This is a genomic window from Streptomyces sp. C1-1 (genome assembly GCF_050214755.1).
Lineage (GTDB): Bacteria > Actinomycetota > Actinomycetes > Streptomycetales > Streptomycetaceae > Streptomyces.
This window is the reverse complement of sequence record NZ_CP189826.1, coordinates 6,579,413-6,596,250: the sequence shown is the minus strand read 5'-3', so window position 1 is coordinate 6,596,250 and position 16,838 is coordinate 6,579,413. Positions and strand designations below refer to the sequence as shown.

The following is a 16,838-nucleotide window of genomic DNA, read 5'->3' as shown; positions in this document are numbered from 1 at the left end:
GTTGACCGGATGGGACGCGCGCGGCGGGTCCGGGAGCCTCATGGTCATGAAGCAGATGACGAAGCGACTCGCGCTGATCGCCGCCGCCTCCGGTGTCGCCCTCGGCGCCCTCACCCCGCTCCCTGCGTCCGCGGCCGGCGGACCGCCCGCGGCCCTGAAGTGGACCAAGTGCGAGGGCAGCGGCCTGGATCCACGCCAGCGGTGTACGACGGTCTCCGTGCCGATGGACTACGCCGACCCGCACGGCCCGAAGATCGACGTCGCCATCTCCCGCATCCCCGCCGGGAATCCGGCCCGGCGGCGCGGTGCCCTGCTGATGGTGCCCGGCGGACCCGGCGGCTCGGGCCTGGAGGACCCCTCGCAGAAGGGGCGCAGGCTGCCCGAGGACGTGCGGGACCGCTACGACCTGATCGGGATCGCCCCGCGCGGCAACGCCCCCTCCACGGCGGTCGACTGCGGCTGGGAGCACGCCGACCTCGGGGCCACCACGCTGCGGCCCTGGCCCGCCGCGGACGGCTCCGTCGACGCCAACATGGCGGCCGCCCGCCGCATGTCGGACGCCTGCGCCCGCAACGGCGGTGAGCTGGTGCGGCACATCAGCACCCGGAACAACGCCCGCGACATCGACCGCGTCCGGGCCGCGCTGGGCGAACGCAGGCTGTCGCTGTGGGGCGAGTCGTACGGCACCTATGTCGGCGCCGCCTACAGCACGATGTTCCCGGCGCGCACCGACCGTGTGGTCCTGGACAGCAATGTGAATCCGGACCCGGTGCTGGCCGAGCGCGCCTTCCTCGCCGGATTCGAGACCGGCGTCGAGGACGTCTTCCCCGAGTTCGCCGAGTGGGCCGCCGAGCCCGGCAACCCGGACCGGCTCGCCCGCACCGCCGCCGAGGTGAGGCCGCTCTTCCTGCGCCTGGCCGCGCGGCTGGACCGCGCACCCATCCCCTGGCCCGGCGCCAACCCGCAGGAGCTGAACGGCAACGTGCTGCGCCAGACGACGATGGGCGACTTCTACGACCCCGACGACTGGCCGGATCTGGCGAAGCTGATCCTGGCCGCGCGGCAGGGCACCGTGCCGCCCGCGCCGGAGTCCCCGCCGGAGGACGTCCTGCGGAACGTGTACTCGGTGGCCGGCGCCACCATCTGCAACGACGTCGCCTGGCCCCGGGAGGCGTCCGGGTACCGGAAGGACGTGGCCGCGAGCCGTGCCGCGTACCCGCTGACCGCCGGCATGCCCCGCAACGCGATGCTGTGCGCCGCCTGGCCCTACCGGCCGCAGGAGGCACCGGTGCGCGTCACCGACCGGGGGCCCGCCGACATCCTGATGATCCAGAACGCACGGGACATGGCCACTCCCCTCAGCGGCGCCCGCAAGCTGCGCGCCGCCCTCGGCCGCCGTGCCGTGATGGTCGTCAACGACTCCACCGGCCACGACGCCTACCTGGCCAACGGCACCGCGTGCGGCGACGCGACGGTGTCCCGCTTCCTGGCCACCGGTGAGCGGCCCGGGGCGGACGTCACCTGTCATTGAGCGCGGCCGCCGTAGCGGCGGGCCAGTGCGTGGAACGCCTCCTTCGGCTCCCAGTGCCAGTCCGAACCGGGGTCGTCGGGGCAGTCCTTGACGGTCTTGGTGATGCTGTAGCTCGCCATGTCGAGGTCCTTGCGCGGGTCGTCGGCGCGGTGCGGGGCGTCCGGGGTGACGAACTCGAAGGCCATCGCCGCGTACAGGCCCATCGCCTCGAACACACCCAGCAGGTCGGTCAGATAGGCGGCCTGGGTGTGTTCGCTGCGCACGAGCCGGCCCTTGATCTCGCCCTTGTCGTAGTCGACGACGTCCCAGCCCATGCCGCCCGCCTGCGGTGCGCCCTTGTACGTGCAGCACCCGAACTCGGTGATGGCGAGGGGCTTGCCCCAGCGGAGGTAACGCCTCAACTCCCGTACATAGTCGGTGTGGTGGCGGAAGAAGGAGTAGTAGTCGATGCCGACGACGTCGAAGAGGCGCCAGTCGACACGGTCGTCCTGGGCGGCGGCGTAGCTCAGCCGGCCCCGGAAGACGGACCGGCCGAGGGCCGCCGCCCTGGCGGTGAAGCGGTCGAGGCGGCGCTGCATCCGCACGGGGTCGAAGTCGCCCTTTTGCAGGTTCTCCACCCGTTCCAGGACCGTCGCGCCGGGCACGATGCCGGGGACGAACAGCCAGAACTCGCAGCCCACGCTGAAGTCGACGCTCGCGCCCTGCCGTCGCAGCCGCTCCGCGAACCGGCCGCACTCGGCCAGGTGCTCCAGGATGTCCCGCTCTGGGGCGTCCGCGAGCGTCGGCTGCAGCCACACGTGCAGTCCGCGTTCGGCGGCCTCGGCGGCGGTCGCGGTGAGGCGTTCGACGCCGTCGCCGGTGACGTCGACGGTGTCGGCGTGCAGTTCGTCGCGGACGGCGCGGATGTCCCGGCGCATCCGGGCGGCGCTCCACGCGGTGCCGGGCGTCTCCCCCTCGCCGACGGTGTAGACGACGCCCCGGTGGCGCAGACCGTGGCGTTCGCCGGCCGCGGCCGAGCGGCTCGCGACGGCGAGCGGGACGGCCGCCGCCCCCGCCAGGAACCGCGCCCGGCTGATCCCCTTCGTCTTCTCCATGCCTCCACTGTGGCGACGGCGGCCGCGCGCCGCCGTCCGCCGATGGTCTACGGCCGGGCAACCATGGGACGACCCACGGCGTCGCTCACTGAAGAGATCGTCGACGAGCCCCGAGCGAAGGAGAGCAAGATCCCAGCCCGACGCAGCCTCCTCATGGCCGGAACCGCCACCGTCACCGCGCTCCTGACGTGCGCCCCCGCCCACGCCACCACCGACCGCCTGACCGAACTGGAGCGGCGACACGGCGCCCGTCTGGGCGTCTTCGCGCACAACCTCCGCACCCGGCGGACCGTCGCCCACCGCGCCGACGAGCGCTTCCCGCTCTGCTCCGTGTTCAAGACCCTGGCCGCCGCGGCCGTCCTGCGCGACCTGGACCGGCACGGCGAGGTGCTGTCCCGCCGCATCCACTACACCCGGGACGACCTCGTGGACGGCGCCCCCGTCACCGGGACGGACGAGCATCTCGCGCACGGCATGACGATCGCCGAGCTCTGCGACGCGGCCGTCCGCCACAGCGACAACTCCGCCGGCAACTTCCTGCTGCGCGAGCTGGGCGGTCCCACCGCGATCACCGGCTTCGCCCGCTCGCTGGGCGACCCGGTCACCCGCCTGGACCGCTGGGAACCGGAGCTCAACTCGGCCGAGCCGGAGCGCCGCACGGACACCACAAGCCCCCGCGCGATCGGCCGCACCAACGCCCGGCTGCTGCTGGGCGACGCCCTGGACCGGCCCGACCGGGCCCTGCTCACGCACTGGCTGCTGAACAACACGACCGGCGGCGCCCGCATCCGCGCCGGGGTGCCCGGGACCTGGACGGTCGCCGAGAAGACGGGTTCCGGCTCGTACGGCACCACCAACGACGTGGGCGTGGCCTGGACTCCCCACGGCGCCCCGATCGTGCTGGCCGTCCTGTCCACCAAGCCGGCTCAGGACGCCGCCTGGGACAACGCCCTGATCGCCTCGGCGGCCGGTGTGGTGGCGGACGCTCTCAGCTAGCGAAGCCGCGCACGTACCGTTTCTGCCACGGTGTCTCCACCGCGCGCCGGTCGTAGTGGCGCCGTACGAAGTCCACCGCCTCCTCGGCCGGGACGCCGTCCAGCACCGCCAGGCAGGCCAGCGCCGTGCCGGTGCGGCCGCGGCCGCCTCCGCAGGCGACCTCGACCCGCTCGCCCGCCGCCCGCTCCCAGGCCCCGGCCAGGGCGGCGCGGGCGGCCGGGCGGTCGGCGGGAAGGCGGAAGTCGGGCCAGCGCAGCCAGGTGAACTCCCAGGGCACGGACGGCGGTCGGCGGCCGAGGAGGTAGAGGGCGTACGAGGGGGTGGGCGCCGCGGGGTCGAGGGGGTGCCGCAGGCCGCGGCCGCGGACCAGCCGGCCCGACGGCAGTCGCAGCACACCGGGATCGGTGGGTCGCCAGGTGTCCGTCATCGGGTCAGGGTACGGGCCTCGATGCCCCGGAAGTGGTGCTCCATGGCCCGCTGGGCGCCCGCGGCGTCCCGTGCGCGCAGGGCCGCCACGATGTCCCGGTGCCGGCGGACCGTCACCTCCGGCCGGGGGTCCGCCGTCCAGCCGCGGGCCGCGGCGACCCTGCGGAAGACGGTCCAGAAGGCGCCGAGGAGCTGGGGCACGAGCGGGTTGCCCAGCGGAGCGTAGAGCAACTCGTGGAACTGCCGGTCGAGTTCGGGGAAGGGGCGGCCCGCGCGGACCGCGGTCTCCATCCGGGACACGACCGCCTCCAGCGCGTCCAGCTCCGCCTCGTCGGCCGTCCCCGCGATGCGCCGGATCAGGCCTTCCTCCAGCACCTCCCGTACCTGGAGGATCTCGGCGAGGGCGCCGGTGTCGTCGTCGTGCCGGGCGAGGGTGCGGAAGGTGAGCCCGTCGACGAGCGGGCTGAGGGAGGCCTCGCCGACGTAGGTGCCGTAGCCGTGTCTGATCTCGACGATGTCGAGGGCCTGCAGGGCCTTGAGGGCCTCGCGCACGGAGTTGCGGCTGACCCCGAGGTCCTCCATCAGCTCGGCCTCGGTGGGCAGCGCGGCGCCGGGGCGGAGTCTGCGGTCGAGGATGAGCTGCACGACCGCGCGCCGGATACGGCTGTTGCCGGTCTCCGTGTTCCTTGGCTGCGCGGGCATGCGCCGCATCGTACGCGCGCCGGACGTCCTACGTCCCATGTCCGGGGTCGACGTGCGTCAACTCCCGCCATTTCACAGCGCCATTGGTGCGACCTCTGACGGCTACGCCATTCGTGTGCGATCCCTTGACCGCCCCCTGGGCCGCTCCTAGGGTCGCGGCTGACGAACAGGACGTAGGACGTCGTATCTCCTAGCCACCGAGGCAACTCCTCGCTGGACCTCTCCCGCTGGAGGAACCGTGCATCGCCGGACCTTCCTGAAGCACACCGGCGCGCTGGGTGCGGCCGCCGCCGTCTCCGCGTCGCTGTCGGCCTGCTCCTCCGGGCCCCAGTCCACCAACGACACCGGCGGCACGGGCGGCAAGGACCGCACGCTGACCGCCGTCATCGGCTACGGCAACGACGGCTCCTGGGACCCCACTCAGACCGCGTCCGCCTTCTGCATGGCCGCCAACAACCACATCTACGAGGGCCTCCTCGACACCGACCCCATCACCCGCGAGCCGTACGCGGCCCTGGCCACACGGATTCCGAAGGACGCGAACGCCACGTCGTGGAGGTTCACGCTGCGGGCCGGGGCGAAGTTCCACGACGGCAAGCCGGTCACCGCGGACGACGTCGTGTTCGTCTTCGACCGCATCCTCGACCCGAACACCCAGACCCTCGCCAAGGGCTTCTTCGCGAGCTGGCTGAAGGAGGTCCGCAGGATCGACGAGCGCAACGTCGAGCTGGTGCTCAAGTTCCCCTTCCCGGACGGACTTTCCCGGCTGACCCTGGCGAAGATCATGCCGAGGCACGTCTTCTCGAAGCCGGGCGCCTGGGACAAGGCGACCGCGGGGCTCGCGATCGGCTCGGGGCCGTACCGGCAGACCGCCCACCACCCGAAGTCCAACACCACCTTCGCCGCCTTCGACGACTACAACGGACCGCGCAAGCCGGCCTTCGCGAGGATGAACTGGCTGACGATCGTGGACGCGGCCCCCCGCGTCGCCCGGATCTCGGGCTCCAGCGCGGGCGCGCAGATCTCCGACAACATCCCGTACGCCAACATCAAGCAGCTGCAGAGCGGCGGGCTGACGGTCGGGGGCGGCGCCGGGATGAACAACCTGTTCCTGATGTTCAACACCGCGCACAGGCCGTTCGACGACGTGCGGGTGCGCCAGGCCCTGCACTACGCGATCGACACCGGCAAGATGGTCGAGGTGGCGCTCAAGGGCCACGGCAGGCCCTCGACGTCGTTCCTGAACGAGGGCAACCCGGCCTACCGGCGGGCCAAGACCGTCTACGACCACGACCCGGAGAAGGCCAAGGCCCTGCTGAAGGCGGCCGGGGTCCACGGGCTGAGGATCAACATCCTCGCCGTGAACGTCAGTTGGATCGTCGACTGCCTGCCCACCATCAAGGCGTCCTGGGACGCGATCGGCGTACGGACGACCCTGGACCCGCAGGAGACGACCGCCGTCTTCACCAAGATGGACCAGAAGCAGGACTACCAGGTCGTCGCCGCCGCCTCGAACCCCAACCAGTTCGGCCTCGACGCCGACCTGATCATGCACTACAACTACGGCCCCACCAACCTCTGGATGAACTACACCCGTTGGGCCGGCGACGCCGTCGCCAAGCAGCTCTTCAAGGACATGGACCGGGCCACCCGGGAGCCGGACCCGGCGAAGAAGAAGGCGATGGTCCAGGACTACATCGACACCGTCGCCGAACAGGCCGTGCTCTACCCGGTCGTCCACAACGAGCTGATGACGGCCTGGGACCCGCAGAAGCTCACCGGCATAAGGGCACAGCCCTACCCGGGCATCAACCTGCTGCAGGCGAAATGGGCCTGACGGAATGATCGCCGTCCTGCGCATCCTGCTGCGCCGCGTCGCCCTGCTCGTGCCGCTGATGCTGGGCATCGTGCTCTTCGTGTTCCTGGTGATGCGCTTCTCGGACGTCGACCCCGCCTCCGCGTTCTTCCAGGGCGCCAACCCCACCCCGCGGCAACTGCACGACTTCCGCGAACGGAACGGCCTGCTGGACCCGCTGCCCGTCCGCTACGTCCACTTCGTCGGCGACCTGCTCCACGGCGACATGGGCACCAGCGCCCTGACCCGCGCCCCGGTCGTCGACCAGGTCACCACCGCGCTGCCCCTGACCCTCCAACTCACCTTCCTGGGGCTGGGCATCGCGGTCGTCCTGTCGCTGCTGGGCGGAGTGACGGCCGCGATCTACCGGGACCGGCTGCCCGACCAGATCATCCGCGTCGTCTCCCTCACCGGCGTCGCCGCCCCCGGCTTCTGGCTGGCGCTGCTGATGATCCAGTACCTGGCGGTCGACCAGGGCTGGTTCCCGACCGGCGGCTACATCAACCCCGCCGACTCCCTCACCGGCTGGCTGAAGACGATGACCCTGCCGGCGCTGGCCCTGTCCCTGCCGGTGGCGGCCCAACTCATCCGCGTCGTAAGGACGTCGGTGGTCGAGGAACTCGACAAGGACTACGTCCGCACGGCGATCGGCAGCGGGCTGCCGCCGCGGGTCGTCGTGGGCCGCAACGTACTGCGCAACGCCCTCATCAACCCGCTGACCGTCCTGGGCCTGCGGGTCGGCTATCTGCTCGGCGGCGCGGTCGTCATCGAGACGATCTTCTCGCTGCCCGGCATGGGCAAGCTGATGATCGACGCCGTGAAGAACGGCGACCCGGCCGTCGTCCAGGGCGTCGTCCTGACCACCGCGACCGGCTTCGTCGTCGTCAACCTCGTCATCGACGTGCTGTATCTGCTGGTCAACCCGCGACTGAGGGAAGCGACCTGATGTTCACGCGCGCACGGCTCAGCGAGGTCCTCGCCCGCCCCGGCATCCGCCTGCGCGGCCCGCGCCGGCTGCCCCCGCTGTCGAAGGCCGCCCTCTGCTTCCTGGCGGTGGTGGTCCTGGTGGCGGTGCTCGCCCCGCTGATCGCGCCGGACGACCCGCTCGACCAGCAGGAGCCCGTCGGCGGCACCGGGCACCCCTCCGCCGAGCACTGGATGGGCCAGGACAGCCTCGGCCGGGACATTCTCAGCCGGCTGATGTACGGGGCCCGCTGGTCGCTGGCGATCGGCCTCGGCGCGACGGCCCTGGCGCTGGTCGTCGGCGCGCTGATCGGCGCCGTGGCGGCGACCTCCCGCAAGGCAGTCGACGAGACGCTGATGCGCTGCCTGGACGTGGTGATGGCGTTTCCCGGCATCGCGCTGGCCGCCGTGCTGGTGGCCGTGTTCGGCGGCGGCATCACGGTACTGATCTGCGCGATCGCGTTCCTGTTCACACCGCCGGTGGCGCGCGTCGTACGGGCCAACGTCCTCGACCAGTACGGCGAGGACTACGTCACGGCGGAACGGGTCATCGGCGCGCGGACACCCCACATCGTGCTCAGGCACGTGGCGGTCAACTGTGCCGCCCCGGTGCTGGTGTTCTGCACCGTGCAGGTCGCCGAGGCCATCGTCTTCGAGGCGTCGCTGTCCTTCATCGGGGCGGGGGTGCGGCCGCCCGACCCGTCGTGGGGCAGCGTCATCGCCGACGGCAAGAACATGGTGCTGACCGGGGGCTGGTGGGCCACGGTCTTTCCCGGGCTGCTGATGCTGGTGACCGTGCTGTCGCTGAACATCCTCTCCGAGGGGGTGTCGGACGCGTGGGCCGCGCCGGCCGGGCGGGAAGTGGACGTGGCATCCGACGAGGACCGCTTGGAGGCGCCGACGCCGGGGAGCGGGGAGGTGTTGGCGCTGCCGGGGCTTGTGGAGGCGGCGGCGAGGTTGCGGGCGCGCGCGGGAGGGGGTGGTTCGGCGGGTGCGGCTGCGTCTGGGCTTGTCGCGCCCGCGCGGCGGAAGCCGCACATTCAATACAGCCCCGCGCCCCTTGGGGGCGCCGCCCCACCGTCGGTCTTGAGCGTCGAGAACCTTGCCATCGGGTTCGACGGCCGCCATGGCGGTGTCGACATCGTCGACGGCATCTCCTTCGAGGTACGTCCCGGGGAAGTTCTCGGGCTGGTGGGTGAGTCGGGGTGCGGGAAGTCGCTCACCGCGCTGACGGTCATGGGGCTGCAGCCCAGCGGCGCCCGGGTCAGCGGTCATGTGCGCTTCGCAGGGCGGGAGTTGCTGTCCGAGCCCATGCGCGCACGCCGCCGTCTCCTCGGGCACGAGATGGCGATGATCTACCAGGACGCGCTGTCCTCGCTCAACCCCGCGATGACGATCCGCGCGCAGCTGAAGCAGGTCGTACGGCGTGGTGGCCGCCGTGGCCCGGCGGAGTTGCTGACGATGGTCGGGCTCGACCCCGCCCGGACCCTGCGCAGCTATCCGCACGAGCTCTCCGGCGGGCAACGGCAGCGGGTGCTGATCGCCATGGCCCTGTCCCGGGACCCGAGGCTGATCGTCGCCGACGAGCCGACGACCGCTCTGGACGTCACCGTGCAGGCGCAGGTGATGGAGCTGCTGCTGCGCCTGCGCGAGGAGTTGGGCTTCGCGCTGATCCTCGTCTCGCACGACCTGGCGCTGGTGGCCGACGTCACCGACCGGGTGGCGGTGATGTACGGCGGGCAGATCGTGGAGACGGGCGTGACCGCCGATCTGGTGGAGGCACCGGCCCACCACTACACCCGCGGTCTGCTCGGCAGTGTGCTGTCTCTGGAGTCGGCGGCCGCCCGCATGACGCAGATCAGGGGCGTCGTCCCCTCCCCCGCCGACTTTCCGGCGGGCTGCCGCTTCGCCGACCGCTGTCCGTCGGCGACGGACGTGTGCCGCACGACGGTGCCCGCCCTGCTGGGCACCCCCACCCACACGGCGGCCTGTCACCACCCGGCGGTCGAACTCGTGGCATCGGAGCCGGAGGCCGTGCAGTGAACGCGATCGTCGAACTGTCCGAGGCCCACGTCGTGCACAAGGCCCGCAGCGGCGGCCTGTTCACCCGGGACCGGGTGTACGCCCTGACCGGCGCCGACCTCACCGTCGCGCCCGGGGAGACGGTGGGCGTGGTCGGCGAGTCCGGCTGCGGCAAGTCGACCCTGGCGAAGGTGCTGGTCGGCATCCAGCGCCCGACCGCGGGCACGGTGTCCTTCCAGGGCCGTGACCTGTGGTCGATGTCCGCAGCCGAGCGCCGCACGGCCGTCGGCGGCACCACCGGGATGATCTTCCAGGACCCGTCGACGGCCCTGAACCGCCGTCTTCCGGTACGGCAGATCCTGCGCGACCCGCTCGACGTGCACGGTCGTGGCGCCAGGGCCCGACGTGAGGAACGGGTACGGGAGTTGATGGCCCTGGTCGGGCTGCCCCGCGCCCTGGCCGACGCGCTTCCCGGCCAACTGTCCGGCGGGCAGCGGCAACGGGTCGCCATCGCCCGGGCGTTGGCGCTGGACCCCGCCCTGGTGGTGGCGGACGAGCCGACGAGCGCCCTGGACGTGTCGGTGCGCGCCCAGATCCTGAACCTGCTGCTGGATCTGAGGGAACGCCTGGACCTGGCCCTGGTGTTCGTCTCGCACGACATCCAGACGGTACGGCGGATGAGCGACCGGGTGATCACCATGTATCTGGGCCGGATCGTCGAGGAGTCCCCGGCCGCCGAGGTCACCGACCGGGCCCGGCACCCGTACACCCGCGCCCTGTTCTCGGCGGCCCCCGGCCTGCTGAACCCCGTCGACCCCATCCCGCTGACCGGTCCGGTCCCGTCGGCGACGCACCCGCCGAGCGGCTGCCCGTTCCGTACCCGCTGCTGGAAGGCGGACGACGTGTGCGCGTCCCGCATGCCGGACTTCTCGGCCGCGTCGGCGCCGGGGCACCGCTTCCGCTGCCACCATCCTGTGCGGGAGGACGCCTCGACCCGCGACCTCGTACGACAGAACCAGCCCAGGGAGCCCTGAATGACCTTCCCCGCCCCGCTCACCGGTGTCGTCCCGCCCGTCTGCACGCCCCTGACACCGGACCGCGAGGTGGACGTCCCCTCCCTGCTCAGGCTGGTCGACCACCTGGTCGGCGCCGGGGTCGACGCGCTGTTCGTGCTGGGCTCGACGTCAGAGGTGGCGTTCCTGCGCGACGCGCAGCGCAGGCTGGTGGTGGAGGCGGTGACCGGGCATGTGGGGGGCCGGCTCCCGGTGCTGGCCGGGGTGATCGACATGACGACGCCCAGGGTGCTGGACCATGTGGCGGCGGTGACGGCGGCCGGCGCGGACGCGGTGGTGGTGACGGCGCCCTTCTACGCGCGGACCCACCCGGCCGAGATCGCCCGCCACTTCCGCCTGGTCGCGGCCGCGTCCCCGGTCCCGGTGATCGCCTACGACATCCCGGTGGCCGTCCAGACGAAGCTTCCCGCGGACGTGGTACTGGACCTGGCCGCCGAGGGCGTGCTGGCGGGCCTCAAGGACTCCAGCGGCGACCTGGCCGCCTTCCGCGAGGTCGTCACCGGTGCCCGCACCCGTCCCGACATCACCGGCTTCAGTGTGCTGACCGGCTCCGAGCTGGTCGTCGACGCGGCCCTCGCGCTCGGCGCCGACGGTGCCGTCCCCGGTCTCGCCAACGTCGACCCGGACGGCTACGTCCGCCTCGACCGCCTGTGGCGCGCGGGCGATGCGGAGCGGGCACGGGCCGAACAGGAGCGGCTGTGCGCCCTGTTCGGCCTGGTGTCCGTCGGGGACCCGGCGCGGATGGGCGGCGGCTCGTCGGCGCTCGGGGCCTTCAAGGCGGCGCTGCACCTGCGCGGGGTGATCGACTGCCCGGCGACCGCGGAACCGCAGATCCCGCTGTCCGCGCAGGAGGTGCAGCGGGTCGGCAAGTACCTCGCGGCGGCCGGCCTGCTCCAGGCCCTGCACATCTAGAGGCCGTCGGCGGGCAGCCGGCGGAACTCGATCGTCTCGTAGGGGCCGGCGGCGCCCGTCTCGTACAGGATGCCCACCGTCCCACGGTCCACCGGCACCAGGTCGGAGTACGCGGCCGGCTGTGGGGAGAGCGTCAGTGCCCTGGTGAAGGTCGCCCCGGCGTCCGTGCTGCGCCACACCGCCATCGCCCGCCGGGCCGTCGGCACGGACGGGCCGGAGAACAGCAACGGAGCCTTGGCGCCTTGCAGTCGGAGCACGCTGCCCTGGACGACGGGGACCTCGTCCAGGGTGGGCTGGACGGCGTACGGCCTCTCCAGGGTGCGGCCGCCGTCGGCGGAGTAGGAGTCCAGGCGGTTGCCGGCGCTCGTGCCGTTCTGGTCGCGGGCGCCGAGGTACAGCCTGCCGTCGGGGAGTTCGGCGGCGCTCGACTCGTTGGGGTTGACCCGGCCGTCGTGGGCGCCGTCGACGAAGCCGATGCGCCAGGTGGCGCCGCCGTCGTCGCTGTACAGGGCGTGGCCGCCGTAGTACCTGGCCTCCTGGCCGGTGTCGGTGGAGCCTGCGGGCGGGGCCACGGAGTGGTCGGCGGGGACCACCAGGCGTCCGGCGTGGGGGCCGCGGGTCAGGCCGAGCGCGTGACCGGGGCCGGTCGCGTACCACCGCCAGTCCGGCCGCTTCACCTGCGCGGTGATGTCCCGCGGCGCCGAGAAGCCGCGCCCGTCGTCCGGGCTGCGCTGCACGAACACCCGCCGGCTCTGCTCCGGGGTGGCCTCTCCGCGCATGATCTGCGCCTCGGTGACGGCACCGCTGTTGTACGAGGTGACGAGGACGATGGCGCCGGTGCGCGGGTCGACGACGGGGGCCGGGTTGCCGCGGGTGTTCCCGTCCCCGGCGGCGACCACCCGCAGCGGGCCCCAGGTGCAGCCGCCGTCGGTGGAGCGTCTGAGGACGACGTCGATGTCACCGGAGTCGCCGGCGCCGTCGTGGCGGCCCTCGGCGAAGGCGAGGACCGTGCCCCGGGCCGTGGTGACGGCCGCCGGGATGCGGTAGGTGTCGTAGCCGCCCTCGCCCGAGGTGTACGGGACGGAGGAGGTGCAGCCGGGGTCGGCGGAGGCGTGCGTCGTCGCGGCGAGCGGTGCGAGGGTTGCGAGGCTGACGAGGAGGGTGCGGCTCAGGAGGGTCACGGCCCCATGGTTCCCGGAGTGACCAGTCCCGACTCGTAGGCCACGATCACCAGTTGTGCCCGGTCCCGGGCCCCCAGCTTGCCCATGATGCGGCTGACGTGCGTCTTCGCGGTCAGCGGGCTCAGGCCCAGGGATTCACCCACTTCGGTGTTGTTCAGTCCCCGGGCGACGAGCGTGAGTACCTCCCGCTCCCGCTCCGACAGGCACTCCGGTCCGCCCGCGGCCGGCACGGACGGGCTGCGCAGGAACCGTTCGATCAGCCGTGCCGTCGGCCCCGGCGACAGCAGGGCCTCCCCCGCGGCCACCGTGCGGATGGCGTCCAGCAGTTCGGCCGGACGGGTGTCCTTCACCAGGAACCCGGAGGCCCCGGCCCGCAGCGCCTCGACGATGTTCTCGTCGGTGTCGTAGGTGGTGAGGACCAGCACCTTCACCGCGGCGAGGTCCTCGTCGGCCGCGATCAGCCGGGTCGCCTCGATACCGTCCAGGTCGGGCATGCGGACGTCCATCACCACCAGGTCGGGGTGCTCGCCGCGGGCCAGCTCCACGGCCTCCCGGCCGGTGCCCGCCTGCCCCACGACCGCCATGTCCCGCGCCGACTCGACGAGCATCGCGAACGCGGCCCGCACGAGGGTCTGGTCGTCGGCGAGCAGTACGCGGATGGTCATCCGTCCTCTTCCCCCGTCGTCGTCAGTGGCAGTACGGCACTCACCTCGAAGCCGCCCGCCTCCCGTGGCCCGGCGTCGAGTGCGCCACCGACGCTGCGGGCCCTCTCCCGCATGCCGACCAGCCCGAAGCCGGGCGCGGTGCCGGGGGTGGGCCCGGTGCCGTCGTCGGTGACGGTCAGCCGCAGGGCGCCGTCCGCCTCGTACAACTCCACCCGTACGGCCGGTTCGGGGCCGGCGTGCCGGACGGCGTTCGTCAGCGCCTCCTGCACGATCCGGTAGGCGGCGGCGCCCACGGCGGGCGGGGCCTGCTCCACCCGTACCGCCGGCTCCACCCGCGCGCCCGCGAGCCGGGCGGCCTCCACCAGGTCGGGCAGGCCGTCCAGGCCGGGCAGCGGGCCGCGGCCGTCGGGGCAGTCGGCCTCCCTCAGCACCTCCAGCGTGCCCCTCAGTTCGCCGCGCGCCGCCCGGCACGTCTCCGCGATGTCGTCCAGGGCCTTCGCGACCGTCTCCCGGTCCAGCCGCTCGGGGTCGGCGGCCAGGACGTGCGCGGCGACGGAGGTCTGGACGCCGATGAGGGTGATGCTGTGGGCCAGCAGGTCGTGCAGGTCGCGGGCGATGCGCAGGCGTTCCTCGGCGACGCGGCGGCGGGCCTCCTCCTCGCGGGTGCGTTCGGCGCGCTCGGCGCGCTCGACGATCGCGGCCACGTACTGGCGGTAGTAGCGGACGTCGATGCCGCAGAAGAGCACCGCGATGACCCAGCCGGAGATCCGCAGGACCTCCACCGCGCCGGCGGGGTTGCTGAAGAGGTTGACCAGCACGGACACGCTCAGGACGGTGGCCCCGACGCCGAGGGTGCGGCGTACCGTCCCGGTCGCCGCGACCGTGTAGAGCGCCACCACGGTCGCGGGCGTGGGAGCGGCGTGGTTGTTGTCGAGGGCGTGGTAGGCGGCGAGCAGTGTCAGGACCGTCGTGGCGACGAGCAGCGGACGGCGCTGCCGCCACACCAGCGGCAGGTGGGCGGCGAGCAGCAGCGTCCAGCCGAGCGCGTCGGGGCGGCGGGCCGGGTCCGTGGTCAGCGCCAGGCACACGGCCCCGGCGGCGAGCACGGCCGCGAGGACGGCGTCGTTGCGGGTGCCGTGCGGGGCCGTGCGCGGGTCGCGGTTGATCACCGCCATGATGCGCTCGGCCCTGCGCTGCCGTGTCACCGTCGTCCCTTCCACAGCGTTCAGCTTCACACGGTCTCGGGCTGTCGCCGCACCGGCAGCGGTTCCGGTTCCCGCGACAGCCGCCCCGGCCACCACACCCGCCGCTTCAGCAGCACGCTCGCGGTCGTCACCAGGTACGTGCGCACCAGGAAGGTGTCCAGGAGCACGCCGACCGCGATCACGAAGCCGAGTTCGACCAGGGCGACCAGCGGCAGCGTGGTCAGCACGGCGAAGGTCGCGGCGAGCACGACACCCGCCGACGCGATCACCCCGCCGGTGGTGCGCAGCGCGGTCAGCGCGGCCGCCTGCGGCTCGGCGCCGGCGGTCGACTCCTCGCGCATGCGGTGCATGAGGAAGATGCCGTAGTCGACGCCCAGTGCCACCAGGAAGACGAAGGACAGCAGGCCGAGGCCCGAGTCCGTGCCGTGGAAGCCGAGGAGGGGCCCGAACGCCAGGCCGCCGATCCCGAGCGCCGCGCCCCACACCGCCACGACGGCGACGAGCAGCATCAGCGGCGCGACGAGGCTGCGCAGCAGTCCCACGAGGATCACGAACACGGCGGCCAGGACGAGCGGCACGACGACCTCGCGGTCGCGGACCTGGCTGTCGGCCAGGTCGAGCTGCTGGGCGCTGGGTCCGCCGACATAGGTGCCATAGGTGTCGTCGAGTCCGGCGCGCAGGGCCTCGATGGTGCGGGTCTCTCCGGCCGACTCGGGTGCCGAGGTGGCGTAGACGGAGATCTCGGTCCAGCCGGAGCCACTGCGTCCGGCCGTCGCCTGGGCGACCCCGTCCGTCGTCCGGGCCTTGGCCAGCACGGCGTCCGTCCGGCCGGTGGGGGCGATGACGGTGATCGGCTGGCTGCTGCGGCCGGGGTAGGCGCGGGCGAGGGTCTGGGCGGCGGCGATCGACTCGGGCTGCTTGGTGAAGGAGTCCTCCTGCTTGAGGGTGCCCGGGAGGTGGAAGGCGCCCAGCGCCAGCGCGCCGAGCAGTACGGCGCCGCCGGCGAGGACGGCGGCCGGCCGGCGCGCGGCCGAGTCGCCCATCGCCGAGAACAGCGACCGGCGTGCCTTCGGCTCGCTGCCGAAGGCGGGGATCAGCGGCCAGAAGACGCGGCGGCCGAGGACGACCAGGAGGGCGGGCAGCAGGGTCGTCATGGCGACCAGTGCGGCGAGTACGCCCACCGTGCCGACGGGGCCCATGCCGTTGCTGCTGTTGAGGTCGGCGGCGAGCAGGCACAGCAGCCCGGCCGCGACCGTGCCCGAGGAGGCGAGGATCGCCGGTCCGCAGCCGCGCAGCGCGGCCCGCATGGCGTCGTACGGGCGCTCGTGGCGCCGTAGCTCCTCGCGGTAGCGGGAGATGAGCAGCAGCGCGTAGTCCGTGCCCGCGCCGAGGACCAGGACCGTCATCACGCCGCCGCTCTGGCCGGTGACGGTGACGCCGAACGCCTCGTGGAGGCCGTATCCGGCGGCCATCGCCATCCCGGCCGCGACGCCGGCGACGGTGAGCGGCACCAGCCACAGGAAGGGGCTGCGGTAGATCAGGATCAGCAGGGCAGTGACGACGCCGAGGGTGGCGTAGAGCAGTGTGCCGTCGATGCTGCCGAAGACCTTGCCCATGTCGGCGTTGAGGGCGCCGGGGCCGCCGACCCGCACGCTGAGCCCGGCGCCGCCGTCCGCGACGTCCCGGACCCCGTCGACGAAGGCGTCGCGCTTCTTGTCGTCCTGGCCGGGCCCGGTGCTGGACACGGGGTACATGACGGTCGTGCCGTCGCGGGACGGGACCGCGTGCGGGTGCCCGGTGATGTCGTACCTGCCGGTGATCTCGGCGATCTGCCGGGCCGCCTTGTCGCGGTCGGCGGAGGTGAGGCCGCCGTCGCGGTGGTAGACGAGCACCAGGTCGGTCGACTCGCCGCCCGGGAGCCGGTCCTGGATGCGGGCCACCCGGGTGGAGTCGGCGCTGTCGGGCAGGTAGTCGACGGAGCGGTTCTGCTGGATGCCGGAGAACTTCCCGGCGAGCGGCCCGGCGAGCACCAGCGCGGCCAGCCACAGCCCGAGCACCACCCAGGGCACGGCCCGTCGACGCCGTGCGCCTGGCCGTGCGCTTGTCCTTGCGGCCCCCATGGACGGGCCTCCCTCCGGTCGGGTGTCTGGGTCGGTTCCAGACTCCCGGCGCCAGGGGGCGGGTTCGTCGGGCGTGGGGGCGAGTTCGGGGTT

General features: G+C 73.0%; 14 protein-coding genes. 7 read left to right on the top strand and 7 right to left on the bottom strand.

Features of this window, described 5'->3' with window-relative positions; translation table 11 throughout:
- The first annotated feature begins 46 nt into the window (after positions 1–46).
- Positions 47–1,531, top strand: a complete 1,485-nt coding sequence (locus ACQF4J_RS30040; protein WP_427167203.1) for an alpha/beta hydrolase — start codon at positions 47–49, stop codon at positions 1,529–1,531.
- Here the strand turns inward: ACQF4J_RS30040 and ACQF4J_RS30035 are convergent.
- On the bottom strand, positions 1,525–2,625 hold the full coding sequence (locus tag ACQF4J_RS30035) for an abortive phage infection protein (protein WP_427167202.1): 1,101 nt from the start codon (positions 2,623–2,625) through the stop codon (positions 1,525–1,527). The two genes, ACQF4J_RS30040 and ACQF4J_RS30035, sit on opposite strands and share 7 nt — an antisense overlap.
- Before the next feature lie 153 nt (positions 2,626–2,778).
- Between ACQF4J_RS30035 and bla the strand changes: the two genes are divergently transcribed.
- On the top strand, positions 2,779–3,621 hold the full coding sequence (bla, locus tag ACQF4J_RS30030; RefSeq protein WP_351568725.1) for a class A beta-lactamase: 843 nt from the start codon (positions 2,779–2,781) through the stop codon (positions 3,619–3,621).
- Here the strand turns inward: bla and ACQF4J_RS30025 are convergent.
- The gene (locus tag ACQF4J_RS30025) at positions 3,614–4,048 is read right to left on the bottom strand and encodes a protein phosphatase (protein ID WP_351568427.1); all 435 of its coding nucleotides are present in this window, start codon (positions 4,046–4,048) and stop codon (positions 3,614–3,616) included. The genes bla and ACQF4J_RS30025 overlap by 8 nt on opposite strands.
- A complete protein-coding gene (locus tag ACQF4J_RS30020) occupies positions 4,045–4,758 on the bottom strand; it encodes a FadR/GntR family transcriptional regulator (RefSeq protein WP_427168641.1) in 714 nt (237 codons plus the stop codon). Before ACQF4J_RS30020 ends, ACQF4J_RS30025 begins: the two co-directional genes overlap by 4 nt.
- A gap of 229 nt (positions 4,759–4,987) precedes the next feature.
- On the opposite strand from ACQF4J_RS30020, the gene ACQF4J_RS30015 reads away from it, so the two are divergent.
- From ACQF4J_RS30015 to ACQF4J_RS29995, 5 genes are read left to right on the top strand one after another with little or no spacing between them, the layout of a single operon-like run.
- Positions 4,988–6,586: an ABC transporter substrate-binding protein gene (locus ACQF4J_RS30015; RefSeq protein ID WP_351801790.1), complete on the top strand. Its 1,599-nt coding sequence runs from the start codon at positions 4,988–4,990 to the stop codon at positions 6,584–6,586.
- A gap of 4 nt (positions 6,587–6,590) precedes the next feature.
- Positions 6,591–7,550 carry an ABC transporter permease gene (locus tag ACQF4J_RS30010; protein WP_351568433.1) on the top strand — a complete coding sequence of 320 codons (960 nt, stop codon included), beginning with the start codon at positions 6,591–6,593 and terminating at the stop codon, positions 7,548–7,550.
- Positions 7,550–9,610 carry a dipeptide/oligopeptide/nickel ABC transporter permease/ATP-binding protein gene (locus ACQF4J_RS30005; RefSeq protein ID WP_427167201.1) on the top strand — a complete coding sequence of 687 codons (2,061 nt, stop codon included), beginning with the start codon at positions 7,550–7,552 and terminating at the stop codon, positions 9,608–9,610. Before ACQF4J_RS30010 ends, ACQF4J_RS30005 begins: the two co-directional genes overlap by 1 nt.
- Complete coding sequence (locus tag ACQF4J_RS30000) at positions 9,607–10,623, top strand: ABC transporter ATP-binding protein (RefSeq protein WP_351568439.1); 1,017 nt, start codon at positions 9,607–9,609, stop codon at positions 10,621–10,623. Before ACQF4J_RS30005 ends, ACQF4J_RS30000 begins: the two co-directional genes overlap by 4 nt.
- On the top strand, positions 10,624–11,574 hold the full coding sequence (locus tag ACQF4J_RS29995; protein WP_351568442.1) for a dihydrodipicolinate synthase family protein: 951 nt from the start codon (positions 10,624–10,626) through the stop codon (positions 11,572–11,574).
- Here ACQF4J_RS29995 and ACQF4J_RS29990 read toward each other — a convergent pair.
- From ACQF4J_RS29990 to ACQF4J_RS29975, 4 genes are read right to left on the bottom strand one after another with little or no spacing between them, the layout of a single operon-like run.
- Entirely contained in the window at positions 11,571–12,755 is a 1,185-nt protein-coding gene (locus ACQF4J_RS29990) for a sialidase family protein (RefSeq protein WP_427167200.1), read from the bottom strand. The genes ACQF4J_RS29995 and ACQF4J_RS29990 overlap by 4 nt on opposite strands.
- A complete protein-coding gene (locus tag ACQF4J_RS29985) occupies positions 12,752–13,420 on the bottom strand; it encodes a response regulator transcription factor (RefSeq protein ID WP_351568448.1) in 669 nt (222 codons plus the stop codon). Before ACQF4J_RS29985 ends, ACQF4J_RS29990 begins: the two co-directional genes overlap by 4 nt.
- A complete protein-coding gene (locus ACQF4J_RS29980; protein ID WP_427168640.1) occupies positions 13,417–14,595 on the bottom strand; it encodes a sensor histidine kinase in 1,179 nt (392 codons plus the stop codon). Before ACQF4J_RS29980 ends, ACQF4J_RS29985 begins: the two co-directional genes overlap by 4 nt.
- Positions 14,596–14,651: 56 nt before the next feature.
- Positions 14,652–16,745: an MMPL family transporter gene (locus tag ACQF4J_RS29975; protein WP_351801798.1), complete on the bottom strand. Its 2,094-nt coding sequence runs from the start codon at positions 16,743–16,745 to the stop codon at positions 14,652–14,654.
- Between the last annotated feature and the right edge of the window lie 93 nt (positions 16,746–16,838).